This window comes from Blautia coccoides (assembly GCF_034355335.1).
Classification (GTDB): Bacteria; Bacillota; Clostridia; order Lachnospirales; family Lachnospiraceae; genus Blautia; species Blautia producta.
In genome coordinates, this window is record NZ_CP136422.1 from 3,592,552 (window position 1) to 3,605,299 (window position 12,748).

The 12,748-nt window shown below is 48.1% G+C and carries 13 protein-coding genes; all 13 read right to left on the reverse strand.

The window, feature by feature from the left end; translation table 11 throughout:
- Positions 1-11 precede the first annotated feature (11 nt).
- The 13 genes from BLCOC_RS16135 to BLCOC_RS16195 all read right to left on the reverse strand — a co-directional run bounded on the left by BLCOC_RS16135 (position 12) and on the right by BLCOC_RS16195 (position 12,683).
- Complete coding sequence (locus BLCOC_RS16135) at positions 12-791, reverse strand: arginase family protein (protein ID WP_165907272.1); 780 nt, start codon at positions 789-791, stop codon at positions 12-14.
- A 225-nt stretch (positions 792-1,016) separates the two neighbouring features.
- Positions 1,017-1,469, reverse strand: a complete 453-nt coding sequence (locus BLCOC_RS16140) for an Hsp20/alpha crystallin family protein (protein WP_029468758.1) — start codon at positions 1,467-1,469, stop codon at positions 1,017-1,019.
- Positions 1,470-1,656: 187 nt separating this feature from the next.
- Positions 1,657-2,961 carry a 4Fe-4S dicluster domain-containing protein gene (locus BLCOC_RS16145; protein ID WP_018597619.1) on the reverse strand — a complete coding sequence of 435 codons (1,305 nt, stop codon included), beginning with the start codon at positions 2,959-2,961 and terminating at the stop codon, positions 1,657-1,659.
- 10 nt (positions 2,962-2,971) lie between these two features.
- The gene (locus BLCOC_RS16150) at positions 2,972-3,490 is read right to left on the reverse strand and encodes a nitroreductase family protein (RefSeq protein ID WP_115622769.1); all 519 of its coding nucleotides are present in this window, start codon (positions 3,488-3,490) and stop codon (positions 2,972-2,974) included.
- Positions 3,491-3,604: 114 nt separating this feature from the next.
- Positions 3,605-4,840 (reverse strand): D-alanyl-D-alanine carboxypeptidase family protein, encoded by a 1,236-nt coding sequence (locus BLCOC_RS16155; RefSeq protein WP_242998963.1) that lies wholly within the window; start codon positions 4,838-4,840, stop codon positions 3,605-3,607.
- Between the two features lie 116 nt (positions 4,841-4,956).
- Positions 4,957-6,198: an MFS transporter gene (locus BLCOC_RS16160; RefSeq protein WP_018597615.1), complete on the reverse strand. Its 1,242-nt coding sequence runs from the start codon at positions 6,196-6,198 to the stop codon at positions 4,957-4,959.
- A 16-nt stretch (positions 6,199-6,214) separates the two neighbouring features.
- Entirely contained in the window at positions 6,215-7,003 is a 789-nt protein-coding gene (locus BLCOC_RS16165) for a zinc dependent phospholipase C family protein (protein WP_115622770.1), read from the reverse strand.
- Between the two features lie 15 nt (positions 7,004-7,018).
- Positions 7,019-7,588, reverse strand: a complete 570-nt coding sequence (scpB, locus tag BLCOC_RS16170; protein WP_018597613.1) for an SMC-Scp complex subunit ScpB — start codon at positions 7,586-7,588, stop codon at positions 7,019-7,021.
- A complete protein-coding gene (locus tag BLCOC_RS16175) occupies positions 7,578-8,342 on the reverse strand; it encodes a segregation and condensation protein A (RefSeq protein ID WP_029468754.1) in 765 nt (254 codons plus the stop codon). Before BLCOC_RS16175 ends, scpB begins: the two co-directional genes overlap by 11 nt.
- 202 nt (positions 8,343-8,544) lie before the next feature.
- Entirely contained in the window at positions 8,545-9,762 is a 1,218-nt protein-coding gene (locus BLCOC_RS16180) for a hypothetical protein (protein ID WP_115622771.1), read from the reverse strand.
- On the reverse strand, positions 9,759-10,883 hold the full coding sequence (locus BLCOC_RS16185; RefSeq protein WP_115622772.1) for a DUF58 domain-containing protein: 1,125 nt from the start codon (positions 10,881-10,883) through the stop codon (positions 9,759-9,761). The genes BLCOC_RS16180 and BLCOC_RS16185 overlap by 4 nt, the downstream gene beginning before the upstream one ends.
- Positions 10,880-11,830: an AAA family ATPase gene (locus tag BLCOC_RS16190; protein ID WP_115622773.1), complete on the reverse strand. Its 951-nt coding sequence runs from the start codon at positions 11,828-11,830 to the stop codon at positions 10,880-10,882. The genes BLCOC_RS16185 and BLCOC_RS16190 overlap by 4 nt, the downstream gene beginning before the upstream one ends.
- Before the next feature lies 1 nt (position 11,831).
- Positions 11,832-12,683 carry a metallophosphoesterase gene (locus BLCOC_RS16195; protein ID WP_029468751.1) on the reverse strand — a complete coding sequence of 284 codons (852 nt, stop codon included), beginning with the start codon at positions 12,681-12,683 and terminating at the stop codon, positions 11,832-11,834.
- Between the last annotated feature and the right edge of the window lie 65 nt (positions 12,684-12,748).

Below are 12,748 nucleotides of genomic sequence, written 5' to 3' on the forward strand. Positions count from 1 at the left end.
AATTCCTCGTGTCAATCATTCTGATAAGAATTACTATTATTAGTAAAATTTACCAACACTTTAGCCATTACCTGTTTTAACCTTTTATTTGTCTGACTGTTTATGTGTAATTCCCTATTTTCACAGAAACCGCCTTCCGGAGGATTTTCCCCGCAGATATCTGCTCCGATACATTTTCTTGCTTCTGCCGCTTCCTCGATCCAGCTAATGAGACTGTCCAGTCTCACCTCTCCCTGGTCCCAGTTGGTAACTGCATCCCTGCGGCAAAGGATATCCTTGTCCACAGAAAGATATAGGGGACAGGAGTCTTTTTTAAGAAATTCCCCGAATTTCTCCATTCTCCCTTCCCGCAATTCCTCCCCAGATATCCATGTCACCTTCTCTGTTGGCATATCCTTTCGGAGATCCACTTCTTTTGGACCCACAACACACACACTTTTCAGCATAGGATTGCTACTCAGAGCTTCTCTCACCCAGCTTCCGCAGGACAAAAGTCCGAAAAAGGCAGACTCCTGCATATCTGTGTGGTTGTCAAAAAGAAGAAGGGAAAAAGGAACGTCTATCATCTCCATCCAAAGCTTGCTCAAATAATGATAATTGCCGGAATCCAGAAAATGAATGCCGAAGGGACCGTATTCCCTGATCTTCTCCTTGATATCCTGTTCCGACTCACAGGTGCAGTAGCAATTGACACCTTCCGCACGGGTAAAGTCCACCATTTCATAGGAATCCTGTCTATAGAAGTCCTCCTCCGGGTAAACACCGGAAAAATTCATGATGATCGTTTTCATATTCTGATATCTCCTGTCTGAACGATTCCGTCTCCTCACAATTACGGTAAGCGCAAAAAACGCGCAGAACTGCCGGATCGTTCCTTCTGTTTTTTCTTTAACCATAGCACAGACCGGCAGAATTTGTAAACTGCAGGAACCGGTGTCCTGACAACTGGGCCGAATACGCAAAAAGACCGCCGCTTTTTTGTAAGCGGCGGTCCTCAAAGGAGGGGCAGAAAAAACTTATCCTTCAATGGAGATATATTTGTTCTCTTCTACCTGCTTTTTTTCTTTTTTCGGAACGGTGAGACGAAGGATTCCGTCCTCAAACCTTGCACGGATCTCATCCTGAGTAACACCCTCGCCAACGTAGAAGCTTCTGGAACAGCTTCCGGTGTAGCGCTCTCTGCGGATATATTTGCCTTCCTTGTCCTCTTCATCCTTGTCAAGGCCTTTTACTGCCTGGATCGTCAGGTATCCGTTCTCCAGTCTGGCAGATACGTTCTCTTTCTTGAAGCCGGGTAGGTCAATATCCACTTCAAAGGATTCATCTGTCTCTTTTACGTCGGTCTTCATAAGATTCTTCTCGTTCTTTCCGTACAGTGGATTCTTTCTTCCGAAGAACTCCTTCTCAAAAGGAAAATCCATCCATTCATCAAATAAATCTTCTCCAAAAATACTGGGCATCATTCTCATAAGTCATTCTCCTTTCATATATATCAATCAACGAATTGTTACATCTCGCAAGGGAAATTATCTTTTCTCTTGTTCTATCTGTAATATAGCATGCATTATTAGCACTGTCAACCACCGAGTGCTAATTTCACACTTTTTTCACATTTTTTCATTACTGTTTGATATATATAAAGGAATCTGACTTATATTATTTCTTTTTCCTGCTTTTATTTACAGCACTGGACAGAAGTTTGTCCAGATACACAGACTTAAACTGTTTGCTGGCAAGTGCCTGCTTCAGCGGAGGAAGATTTAAGATCACACCAAACACCGCCGCCATTGCCCTGTGGTTGGCAAATGCCTGATTGTCAAATATGAGATTCTGGAGTGTTCCCTTTTCAATGGCCTGCAGCACAAATCTGTGCGTACTGTTCACCGGTGTTATGACCTGTACCGGGCGCCGCTCAAGCTTCAGGGAACCATTGGGGCATCTGGACGCACATACACCGCAGCCGAGACAGATCTCCGTATCTACCACAGGACGTTTTTTCTTTTTTTGGCCATCCTGGACTTCCACCATAGAAACAGCAAAGATAGGACACGCCTTTTCACACTTTCCGCAGCCGATACAAGTATTTTCCTCCACGGATGGGATGTAATTAGTCGTTGCTACGGGCTGCATGGGTGAAAACTTTCTGGCCGCCTGCAGTGCCTCACAGCAGCATCCACAGCAGTTGCAGATAAAGGCCGGATCCTCTCTGACATTCTCCCCGATCTGCACAAGTCCTGCATCATAGGAGCGCTCCAAAGCATCCATTGCCTCCTCTTTTGAGATAAGCCGTGCATGTCCGCCGTGCTCCGCCAGGGAGCGGGCCACATTGCCGAAGGTCAGACATACATCCCAGGGGGCATCTATCTCGCAGGGATGTCCCGCATGATAAGCCTTATGCCTGCAGTAGCAGGTACCTAGCCCGATGTACTCCGCCTCCTCCACAATATGACTGGCCCGCTCATGATCCAGGATATGCAGGGTATTCTCCGTGGTGAGCACCGGTTCCTGTACATAGACCCGGCCCAGCTTTGTCTCTGTGGCATAGAAAAGGTCTTTTACAAAATCCTCCTCCACATTCATATATTGATAGTACAGCTCGCTCAGATACTTCTGGTCAATATCCCCTCTGGTCCTCATGAGGGCAAATTCTATAAAACCGGCCATAGGCGGCGGCATAACAAAGCGGCGGACTCCCCTGTAAGTGGAATCCACCAGCAGTGCCTTCTCACACAGATGGTCTAAAACTTTTTCTGCCTTTGCCTCCGTGGTTCCCCAGATCCGGGCCGCCTTTTTCAAGGTAAAGGGGCGGACCGGCAGAAGCGCCACCCATTTCGCCTCCTTTTCTGTGTAGAGCACCTGCAGGATCTTATAGAAGGTGTCTGACGGCGGTGCCCCCTGAGTAAACCAGTTGATCCTGTCTTCCAAATTTTTGTATGCGTCTTTTGATGTTATATGTCCCATTTTAAATGCCCTATTCTACAAAATGTACCTCTCCTGTTTTTCTCACTTCTTTTTTCTCAGATCCCGCGGCATATCCAAGAGCTGCCATGCCGAATACGCAGTGTGACTCCGGAATTTCCCAGCCTCTTAAGATCTCCCGCACCTCAGGATCACCGCAGATATCACGAAGCTGATTGATCCACACAGAGCCAATACCAAGGGAATGAGCCGCCAGAAACATATTTTCCATGGCACAGGCGTTGTCTTCCATGGAATGCTGGTTCTCTTTTTCATTGGAAGGGATGATCAGAACCTGTGGACTGTACATATCATAGCCGTCTCTTCCCAGCTTCCGCCCTATCACTTCCGCCAGCTTCCGGATCTTTTCCCTGTCTGTCACCACAGTGAATTTCCAGGTCTGGCGATTCTGGCCGCTGGGGGCATAAAGTCCTGCCTGCACGATCTGTTCCAGCTCTTCCCGGGGAATTTCTTTATTCTGAAAGGCCCGGATACTTCTTCTCGTCAAAATATTTTCCATTACTGTATTCATGTTCTGATTCCTCCTTATAACATTCAGACGGTCTGCACAATTTTGTCTGCCCGTCTGTCCAGCGTTTTCTCTTATATTTTATCACAACATCAGGAATTGTAAAGTATACCGCCCTCAGCCTGCCGCGCCGAAAGCCCACTTATCCATGGTTTTTTCCAGGCACCAGGGAAAATCTATCTTTTTTACAGACTGCTTGATCTTTACGGGACAGGTGAGAAATGTCTGTCCTCCCACCCGGTAGGTAATAGTTCCCACTTGGGTTCCCGCCTTTACAGGAGCTTTCAGAGATTCTTTCCCCTCATAGCTCACTTCAATCTCCTCATCCTGACGCATCAGCATGCCGAAATCTTTTGCGGTCTCCACTTCTACCTGGGTAAGGGCTGTATCTCCCAGGTGTTCGCTCTGTCCGTTCTTTACCTGTATGGCTGCCGGTATCTGCGGAAGTTCCGCGTCAAAAAAGGAGCGGTAGCTGTAATTTTCCAGCCCGTAATTCATGAGTTTTACTGTATCCTTCCACTTATAGGTTTTATTATTCGGCCATCCACATGCCAGAAGGGCCACGATAAAGGTTTTGCCGTCTCTGGTAAGCGCCCCTACATAACAGTACCCCGCATTGGCTGTGAAACCTGTCTTTCCGGTAAGCGCACCCTCCATCATATTGAGAAAGGCATTGTGGTTGTTGCAGGAAAAGCTGCGCTTTTTGTCCGCATCGTAAAAGCTGTAGGATGCAGTTCTGGTCACGTTCAGGAAATCTTCCCTGCATGGGGATTCCTTGATGCAATACTTCATAATACGTGCCAGATCTGCCGCTGTGGTAGAGTGCACCTTCTGCTCCTCCCCCACCGTAACAGAAGCGTCCAGCCCATTGGGCGTGATAAAATAGGTATCTTCGCATCCCAGCTCCCTGGCCTTGGCATTCATCATGTCTGCAAATCCCTCTACGCTTCCCCCTAAATGCTCCGCGATCATCACAGCCGCATCATTGTGGCTCTCCAGCATCAGGGAATAGAGCAGATCTCCAAAGCGGAAGGTTTCCCCTTCCGTCACTCCCAGATGCACCTTGGGCCTGGAGGCGGCATAGGCGGAGGCAGTCACTATATCCTCCGCATTGCCATTCTCAAGAGCCAGTATACAGGTCATGATCTTCGTCGTACTGGCCATGGGCCTTTTCTCAAACCCATTTTTTTCATATAGTATCCTTCCTGAGTCCGCATCCATAAGTACCGCTGAGGTGGCATACAGGCTTCCTACATCCTGTCCATTTTCCCCTGCCCAGACGGTATCTCTATGTACCACGAAGCATCCCGTTATCACTGCGCATACCAAAATCCAGCTTATAATTTTTTTCATGCTTCCATCCCTGCACACAAAATTTCTTATACATTATATGCCTGTCCCTGGCAGAATATAACAAAAAGAAGCTGTACCCAACCGGCTCACTCCCGATTTGGTACAGCTTCTTTTTATTATGCAGCACTGCGGTTTATCTTCTCTGTTTTCCCGAACAGGAAAAATCCCATGAGAAACATGACAGCCAGCATACCCACTCCAGTCCTTGAACTGCCGCTTAACTGTGTGGAGATACCCATGAGCATGGTTCCCATGAACGCCGCTCCCTTGCCGAAAATATCGTAAAATCCAAAATACTCACTGGAATTTTCCTTTGGGATGATCTTGGCAAAGTAAGACCGGGACAGCGCCTGGATCGCCCCCTGGAATACAGCCACACAGACAGCCAGAAACCAGAATTCCCACGCTCTGTCAAGCTGGAGAGCAAACAGCGCGATTCCGAAATATCCCAGAATACAGACTTTTATCAGCTTCTCGCTCTTAAACTTTGCCGAAAACTTTCCAAACAGCAAAGAACAGGGAAATGCCACGATCTGCGTCAGCAAAAGCGCCAGAAGAAGATGCGTGTCATCGATCCCCACATCTTTTCCGTAGGAGGTAGCCAGATCAATGATGGTGTAAACCCCGTCAATATAGAAGAAAAAAGCCCCCAGAAAATAAAGTACCTTTTTATCCTTGTTGATCTTAAGGATGACTTTTTTAAGTCTGTAAAAACTTTCCCTCACGGGGCTGTCTTTTACTTCCACCCAGTGATTCTGCTCATAATTTTTCAAAAGAGGAATTGTGACTGCAAACCACCAGATCCCTGTGATCCCAAAAGAGATCATGGTGGCAGTGACCCCTGATATGCCCAGCTTCTCAGCAAAAAGTATGAGGAGCAGGCAGGCTGTAAAGGGAATGCAGCTCCCAATATACCCCCATGCATATCCATGGGAGGATACCATATCCATCCTCTCGTCCACCGTCACATCTGCCAGCATGGAATCATAAAAAATAAGGCTCATGCTGTATGTGGTCTTGGCGATCACCAGCACCACTAAAAATGCCAGCCACTGCTTTGGTATGGCAAGAGAAAGACATCCGACCACGCCAATCACAAAAAATGAGGCAAACATAGGCTTTTTATATCCTTTTGTGTCTGCCAGGGTTCCGAATACCGGTCCCATAAGCGCTACCAGGATCGTACAGACGGACAGGGCGTAGCTTAAATACGCTGTGGAATCCGCCAGGGAAATCCCCTCTCCTGTAGCAATATTTTTAAAATATATGGGGATAATGGTGGTACACAGCATGACAAATGCCGAATTTCCCACATCATACAGCACCCACTGTTTTTCAAGTCTGCTTAATCCCTTCATACTCCTCCTGATTTTCTCAGCCGAAATTACCGCTGAAACGCTGTGACAGCCGCTCTTCCCTTACCATGCAGCCGTACAGATTGGTGAGTGCCTCTGCTGCCTCCTCCAATGCCTCATCATACAGATGACGCAGCACATCTGTTGCCATATCACATCTCCTGTCCGGTTCGGCCGGTATGATATGGCCTCCCAGAGTATCGCGGCATCCGAACAGCTTCATGATTCCCATCAGCCCTTCTCTTTTCAGGCTGCAGCCGCAGACAAGAGCGTCTGTATAGAATTTCATGCCCCTTAGGGCCTTTGCCGCCTGCTTCACCGATATTTTTCCAAAAGCCCGGCTTATGGTCCGGCAGCCCTCCAAGGTGGGACAGATATTTACCGCAGGCCTGTAAGTGAAGGGATCTTTTCCCTCACGCAACATATAATACCGGTCAAGCTCAGACTCAATCTCTGAGTGGGAGGCTCCCGTCTCCTTTTCAAACCGCCGCACATAGGGGTGGCAGGTGCTGTCCAGGATATAATGGCAGCCAAATCCCAGAAGATACGAGAGCATCTGCGCGGTTGGCTCCTCCTGGTACTTCACAACAGCCTGGCAGAAAAACTCTGCCGCATCCCTTACATGCACCTGATGTCCCAGTCCGCTGACCTTGTTCTTCACCAGGGGCTGATAATAAAATAAAATATCTGGTCCGTGCAGACCGATCAAATACATACTTTTTGATTCTCCGATTGCCTCTTTTATCTCGGAAGGAAGTCTTTTATATACCTCTTTGCCGAAAATATCATGCGTATAAGTTGTTGGCATGTCTCTTTCCCCCGTTTATACATCCAGTTTTAACTGAATTTCTTCTTCTGCCTCTGCCTTGAAATCTTCTATCTGCACCGGATCCAGCTCCGGCAGCTCGTCCAGTCCCTGAACCCCGAAATTCCTCAAAAATTCCTCCGTAGTTCCAAAGAGCAGGGGTCTCCCCGGCGCATCCAGGCGTCCTACCTCCTGGACCAGATTATACTCCATCAGCTTGTTCACCGCGTGGTCAGACTTGACGCCGCGGATCTTCTCAATTTCCAGCTTAGTGACTGGCTGTTTGTAGGCAATTATGGAGAGTGTCTCCAGCATAACGTCTGTCAGCACTGCCTTTTTAGGCTGCAGGGCAAGCTTGACCAGATAGTCATAATACTCTTCCTTTGTGCACATCTGATATGCATTTTCCAGCTCTATGATCTTAATGCCCCTGTCTTTGGCATTATATTTCAGCATCATATTCCGAATGATCTTTCTGGTGGTTTCCGTATCATGTCCTATAGCCTTAGCAATGGCAGAAACTTCAACAGATTCTCCCATAGCAAACAGAAGCGCCTCCACAGCGCCCTCCAGATGTTCAATTTCCATACGGGTACCCTTCCTCCCTGCTCTCAATCTGAATATCATCGAAGATATGTTCCTGTCTGATGAAAATTTTTCCTGTCTTCATCAGCTCCAGGATCGCCAGAAATGTGACGACCACCTGGAATTTGCTGGCCTGTTTTCCAAGAAGATCCCGAAAACTGAACCGCCGGTGCCTTCTGGCATATTCCTCCACATCCGTCATTTTCTCAGGCAGGCTGACTTCCTCCTGTTCAATCTTACCGAACTTGCTTCGGATGGGGTCTTTTTTATCTTCCTGCCGTTTCAGTACGTCCTGGAAGATCTTGTGCAGACGTCCAAGTGTCAGACCGTCCAGAAGCTCGCCGGTGTCCACAGGCTCTCTGTAGTCCTCCACTTCTTTTGGAAGACTTGGAAGCTTGTAAATGCTTTTTGCCGCTTCTGACATCCGGTCCCTGAGTTCGTAAGACATATATTTATACATCTTGTACTCCAGAAGCTGACGCACCAGTTCATCTCTGGGGTCCTCCTCCTCACCGTCCTCATTGACTTCTTTTGGAAGGAGCATTCTGCACTTGATGGAGATGAGGGTTGCCGCCATAACCATGAATTCACTCATGATATTTAAGTCTTCTCTCTCCATCTGGTGAATGTATTCCATGTACTGGTCCGTTATCTCCACAATGGGAATGTCGTAAATATTTACTTTATTTTTCTCGATCAGGTGCAGAAGCAGATCCAGAGGACCTTCAAACACCGGAAGCTTTACCGGGATTCCCATTTGTTATCATCCTTTTCCTGCCAATATGACTGTTCATGTGACCAACTGTTTTTGTAACTGTTACATACCATTACAGTCACCAAAAATCTATACGCCATACGCCGCTGCCGGTGCATGGGCATACCACTTACAGCATTTTACACTATTTTCTATAAAAAGTCCAGAATATTCCTCATGGCATACTGCCAACAATAGCACGGCGTTACATCCTTTTTCCCAGCTCCTTCATTCGGCTGCACTCCTCCTGCCCGCATCTTTCCTTCCCATATCTTGCTTTCTCATAAATCTCATGAAACTCCCGGATCTCTTCCTTTTCCCACAGCCCCGCTGCTTTTTCAATCTCTTGGGGCGTGGAAGACTCCGGCACTTTTTTTACGGCTGTCCGCTCTATTTTCTTTTTATAATATCTGCGGATGGTCTCATTTACGGAGCGGGGAGCGAAAAATCCGCTTTTTCGCCTTTCCTTTCCCAGGGACTCTTTTTTATCACCTTTTGCAGGTGAGAGAAATTCCACACGGTCCCCGTCCGAAAGAACGGTTTCGTGATACTTTTTATATATATTGTAGAGAATACGGCAGATCACATAGACTGCTGCCGCCAGAAACAGCAGGATAAACACTTTTTCCAGTATCTGAAAAAGTGTCTGCCAGAAAGGGGAGGCCTCCCGGAACTCTCCCGGAAGAAAAGGCATCTGCCCTGCCATCTCCGGCTCCTCCTCAATGAGTTCCTCCGCCCCGCCCAGGCCGGAAAAAATCTTTCTCAGAACATTTAAGAGCAAATGCCCAAGCCTTTTCAGAAACCTGTCAAACCCGGACACAGGCAGCAGCACCATTCCTGCAGTAATGAGAGCGCAGAAACCTCCAATGGCAATCCTGTTTCCCTCCGCGATCCTGTTTCTTGGGAATCTGTGAAGCTTCTCATTCTGTTCATACAGTTTGAGAAGGGAACGGCGGTTCTCCGAAAGAATGGTGAGCAGCCAGTAAGCTCCCGTGCAGAGACAGATCAGCCTTCCCAGCATACTCCTGTGGTATGCCAGTGCATAGATATAAACACCTGCAAAGATCAGAAGACCCGCGTAGGAAGGCCGCACCAGCATACTCTCTCCGCTTCCGGCCCGCTCAAAAAAGTATAGAAGGATAAGAAGGACTCCGCATAAAGTAAACGCTCCCCGCTCCCATATGGTTGAAGACACAAAATACAAAACTGCCAGACTCGCCGCGCCTGATGCCGCAAAAAGAAACAGACTTTTAAAACGACGCACTGTCCAGTATAAAAGAAATATGGGGACAAACAATATCAGGCTCTTTGCAGACTGGAGCGGTGTGATATCTCCCCCAAAAGACAGGATCATCAAAGCCAGACTGTCTGCCAGAAGAAACGTGTGAAAAAAACGGTATAAAACCAGAAGATCTATTTTCATCTCGGCACCTCCCAGCGCAGGATCTCCATACAGGAGGAAGAGGGCAGTTTCCATTCCATATCCTTATACAGCGTGGAGATCCACATGGCACTGCCGCCAATTTTTGCAAGGGCTTCCATCTCTGTAAAAAGAGACCTGCCCTGGTTTTTGGATATGAGCACAGGAATGCCCTGACCCTCTGATAAAAGACGGCGCTGCCTGCTTAGAAGCTCAGGAAATTTACCCACAGGAAGCTCCAGATCCAGCCTTGCCAGATTCTGATACAGCTTTACAAGCTGGCCTCTTCCCGTGCCCGGCAGTACGGCGATGGGGGTCTCTGTGATATGGTCCCTTCCATTGGTGACAAGGCCTGTAGCAATTCCTCTCTGCAGAAGCTGCTCTGCCAGAGAGACTGCCAGAGAAATGCCTGCCTCGTGGATCTCCCCGTATTTCCATATGGTCTCATCCTCCACATCCAGGTAGATAAGGACCTGGGCACTGGAGGTGGAATCCAGAAGATTTACCATAAGGCCTGCTTCTTTTGCGGAGGCTTTCCAGTTGATCTTATTCATGGGGTCTCCGGGCCGGTATTCCCGCAGACCGCGGAAGGAAAAGGGATCCTCGTACATCCGCTGCCGCACAAGAACCTGTCCCATCAGCTTTTTAAAGGGAATCTCCATGCCTGAAAAGGGAATGGTTCTGGGATACACATACAGATGGGTGGAAACAGGAACCGTCAGGTACATTTCACGGTTCATAAGGAGACCTCTTGTCAAAACTTCTGCCTGCTCAATCTCATAGTATCCCCGTTTTCCTGCTAAAAACGGGATTTCCCGCTGGATCTTCTGATAAAAAAGCACAGAAAAGATATCTCTTTTATATGTATAGTCGGAGATACTGGTATTTTCCTCCTCCTCAAAAAAAAGATTTCTATGTACTCTGAACGCTGCCTGCAACATGGGGAGAAGCAGCCATTTTCTGTTTTCAATGGTCTCCGTCAGATATGCTCTCTCCCCCTCATGAACGGGCTGCTCCTGGAACTTTACATCCAGTTCAAGGTGTCTGTCCCAATTCTTTCGGTAAAACCCCTCTGCCAAAAACTGGAGCAGGACAGCCCCCAGCAAAAGTAAAAAAATTGTCATGGTTTTCTCTTCCACTCCTCTGTGGGTACAGGAACCTGGTCCAAGATCCGTTTCATTGCCTGGCTGCCGCTCTCCTCCTGCCCGTACCCGGAGGTCATGACCATCCTGTGCGCCAGTATGGGAACCGCCACATCTTTTATATCCTCCGGCACCACATGATCCCTGCCTTTTACATAGGCATAGGCTTTTACACCGTTAAACAAGGCCAGTGTTCCTCTGGGGCTTACACCTGCTATCACATCCCCCGCCGTTCTGGTGGCCTGTACCACCTCCACCAGATAGGACTTCAGATCCGGGTGTACATATACTTTTTTATACTCTGCCCTGGCATTTAACAGTTCCTCCCTTGTGCACACACAGGGAAGCTCCGTGAGTGGCTGTCTGTCCTCAAAGCGTTCCAGGATCGCCAGTTCCTCCTCCTTGTCCGGCAGTCCCATGGAAAGGCGCATAAAAAAACGGTCCATCTGGGCTTCCGGAAGAGGAAAGGTACCTGTAGTCTCCACTGGATTCTGGGTGGCGATCACAAAGAAGGGTTCTTCTAACTTTCTGGTTTCCCCGTCAATAGTGATCTGATGCTCCTCCATGCACTCTAAAAGGCTTGACTGGGTCCTGGGCGTGGCCCGGTTGATCTCATCAGCCAGAAGGATATTGCAGAACGCAGGTCCCTCTTTAAAAAGAAATTCCCCTGCCTTCTGGTTATAATAGTTCAATCCTGTCACATCTGAGGGCAGCAGATCCGGTGTAAACTGGATCCGGGAAAACTTTCCGTCCATAGAGCGCGCCAGGGATTTTGCCATCATGGTCTTGCCTGTCCCCGGAACATCCTCCAGAAGAACATGGCCTCCGGCGGTCAGGGCTGTCAGAAGAAGGTCCAGTACCTTTTCCTTTCCCACAATCACCTTCCCGATATTTTCACGTATTTTTACTATACAATTTTTCTCTTCCATCTCACACCTCTTTCGGCAGACATTCCAGCACCACCAGCTCTCTCGGATCATTGATCCTCAAAGGCATGGTGTGCTCTCCCAGTCCTGCGCCTGTGATCATAATCTGTTCACTGCCTGTTATTTTCTGTCCCGGGCGGGCTTTTTTTGCCGAAGTCTTTGGACCTTTTCTGTATTCCCCGTATCCATAGCGGGGAAACAGCCTAAAATCAGGGCTGATAACACTGCCAAAAAACGGCAGCCTCATCACGCCTCCGTGATAGTGACCCGACAGGATCAGATCCGCCCCCCACGCAAAATATTCATCCCCGTACCTGGGTGTGTGGGCCAGAAGGATCTCATATACATCCTTATCCGGCCTGCCGATGAGATGTTCAAGCTCTGCCCTTCCGGGTCCCCTCTGCAGTCCTCTGCTGTAATACTTATAAGGCAGGTCCAGTCCGGTAACCGCCACGGTCTCCCCTTTTATCTGCAGAACGGTACGCTGGTTTTCCAGATAAGAAACTCCCATCTGCTTTATTTTTTTCTCAAAGGCAGAGAACCTTCCGCCATATTCCTCTGTAAACAATTTCATCCGCTGCTCGTGATTGCCCGGCGCATACAATACAGGCGCCAGCTTTGCAGCCTCACCGAGAAATGCCGCAGCCGGTTTCAGGGATGCATCTGTTTTCCCAAGCACCAGATCTCCGGCTATCAGTACGGCATCCGGGCCGAGAGCCTTTATCCTGTCAAAGACCGGCTCATTTTTTTCCCCGAACACCACATTGTGGAGGTCACTTATCATCACGAATTTCAGCGGATGTCTTTTGATCTTATCTGTTGTAATCCTATAAGTTGTGGTCACAAATTTCTTCACGAATATTCCCTGCTTTTCTTTCTTTTCTCGTAACTGTTCAGTACAGTTACCTTTTCTCTCTATTT

Excerpts from the sequence above, each read along its gene's own strand:
- BLCOC_RS16180 (WP_115622771.1), bottom strand. The coding sequence starts at position 9,762 with ATGAAAATAGATCTTCTGGTTTTATACCGTTTTTTTCACACGTTTCTT.
- BLCOC_RS16165 (WP_115622770.1), bottom strand. The coding sequence starts at position 7,003 with ATGCCAACAACTTATACGCATGATATTTTCGGCAAAGAGGTATATAAA.
- BLCOC_RS16150 (WP_115622769.1), bottom strand. The coding sequence starts at position 3,490 with ATGAATACAGTAATGGAAAATATTTTGACGAGAAGAAGTATCCGGGCC.
- scpB (WP_018597613.1), bottom strand. The coding sequence starts at position 7,588 with ATGGAAATTGAACATCTGGAGGGCGCTGTGGAGGCGCTTCTGTTTGCT.
- BLCOC_RS16185 (WP_115622772.1), bottom strand. The coding sequence starts at position 10,883 with ATGACAATTTTTTTACTTTTGCTGGGGGCTGTCCTGCTCCAGTTTTTG.
- BLCOC_RS16190 (WP_115622773.1), bottom strand. The coding sequence starts at position 11,830 with ATGGAAGAGAAAAATTGTATAGTAAAAATACGTGAAAATATCGGGAAG.
- BLCOC_RS16160 (WP_018597615.1), bottom strand. The coding sequence starts at position 6,198 with ATGAAGGGATTAAGCAGACTTGAAAAACAGTGGGTGCTGTATGATGTG.
- BLCOC_RS16135 (WP_165907272.1), bottom strand. The coding sequence starts at position 791 with ATGAAAACGATCATCATGAATTTTTCCGGTGTTTACCCGGAGGAGGAC.
- BLCOC_RS16175 (WP_029468754.1), bottom strand. The coding sequence starts at position 8,342 with ATGGGAATCCCGGTAAAGCTTCCGGTGTTTGAAGGTCCTCTGGATCTG.
- BLCOC_RS16145 (WP_018597619.1), bottom strand. The coding sequence starts at position 2,961 with ATGGGACATATAACATCAAAAGACGCATACAAAAATTTGGAAGACAGG.
- BLCOC_RS16155 (WP_242998963.1), bottom strand. The coding sequence starts at position 4,840 with ATGAAAAAAATTATAAGCTGGATTTTGGTATGCGCAGTGATAACGGGA.
- BLCOC_RS16140 (WP_029468758.1), bottom strand. The coding sequence starts at position 1,469 with ATGAGAATGATGCCCAGTATTTTTGGAGAAGATTTATTTGATGAATGG.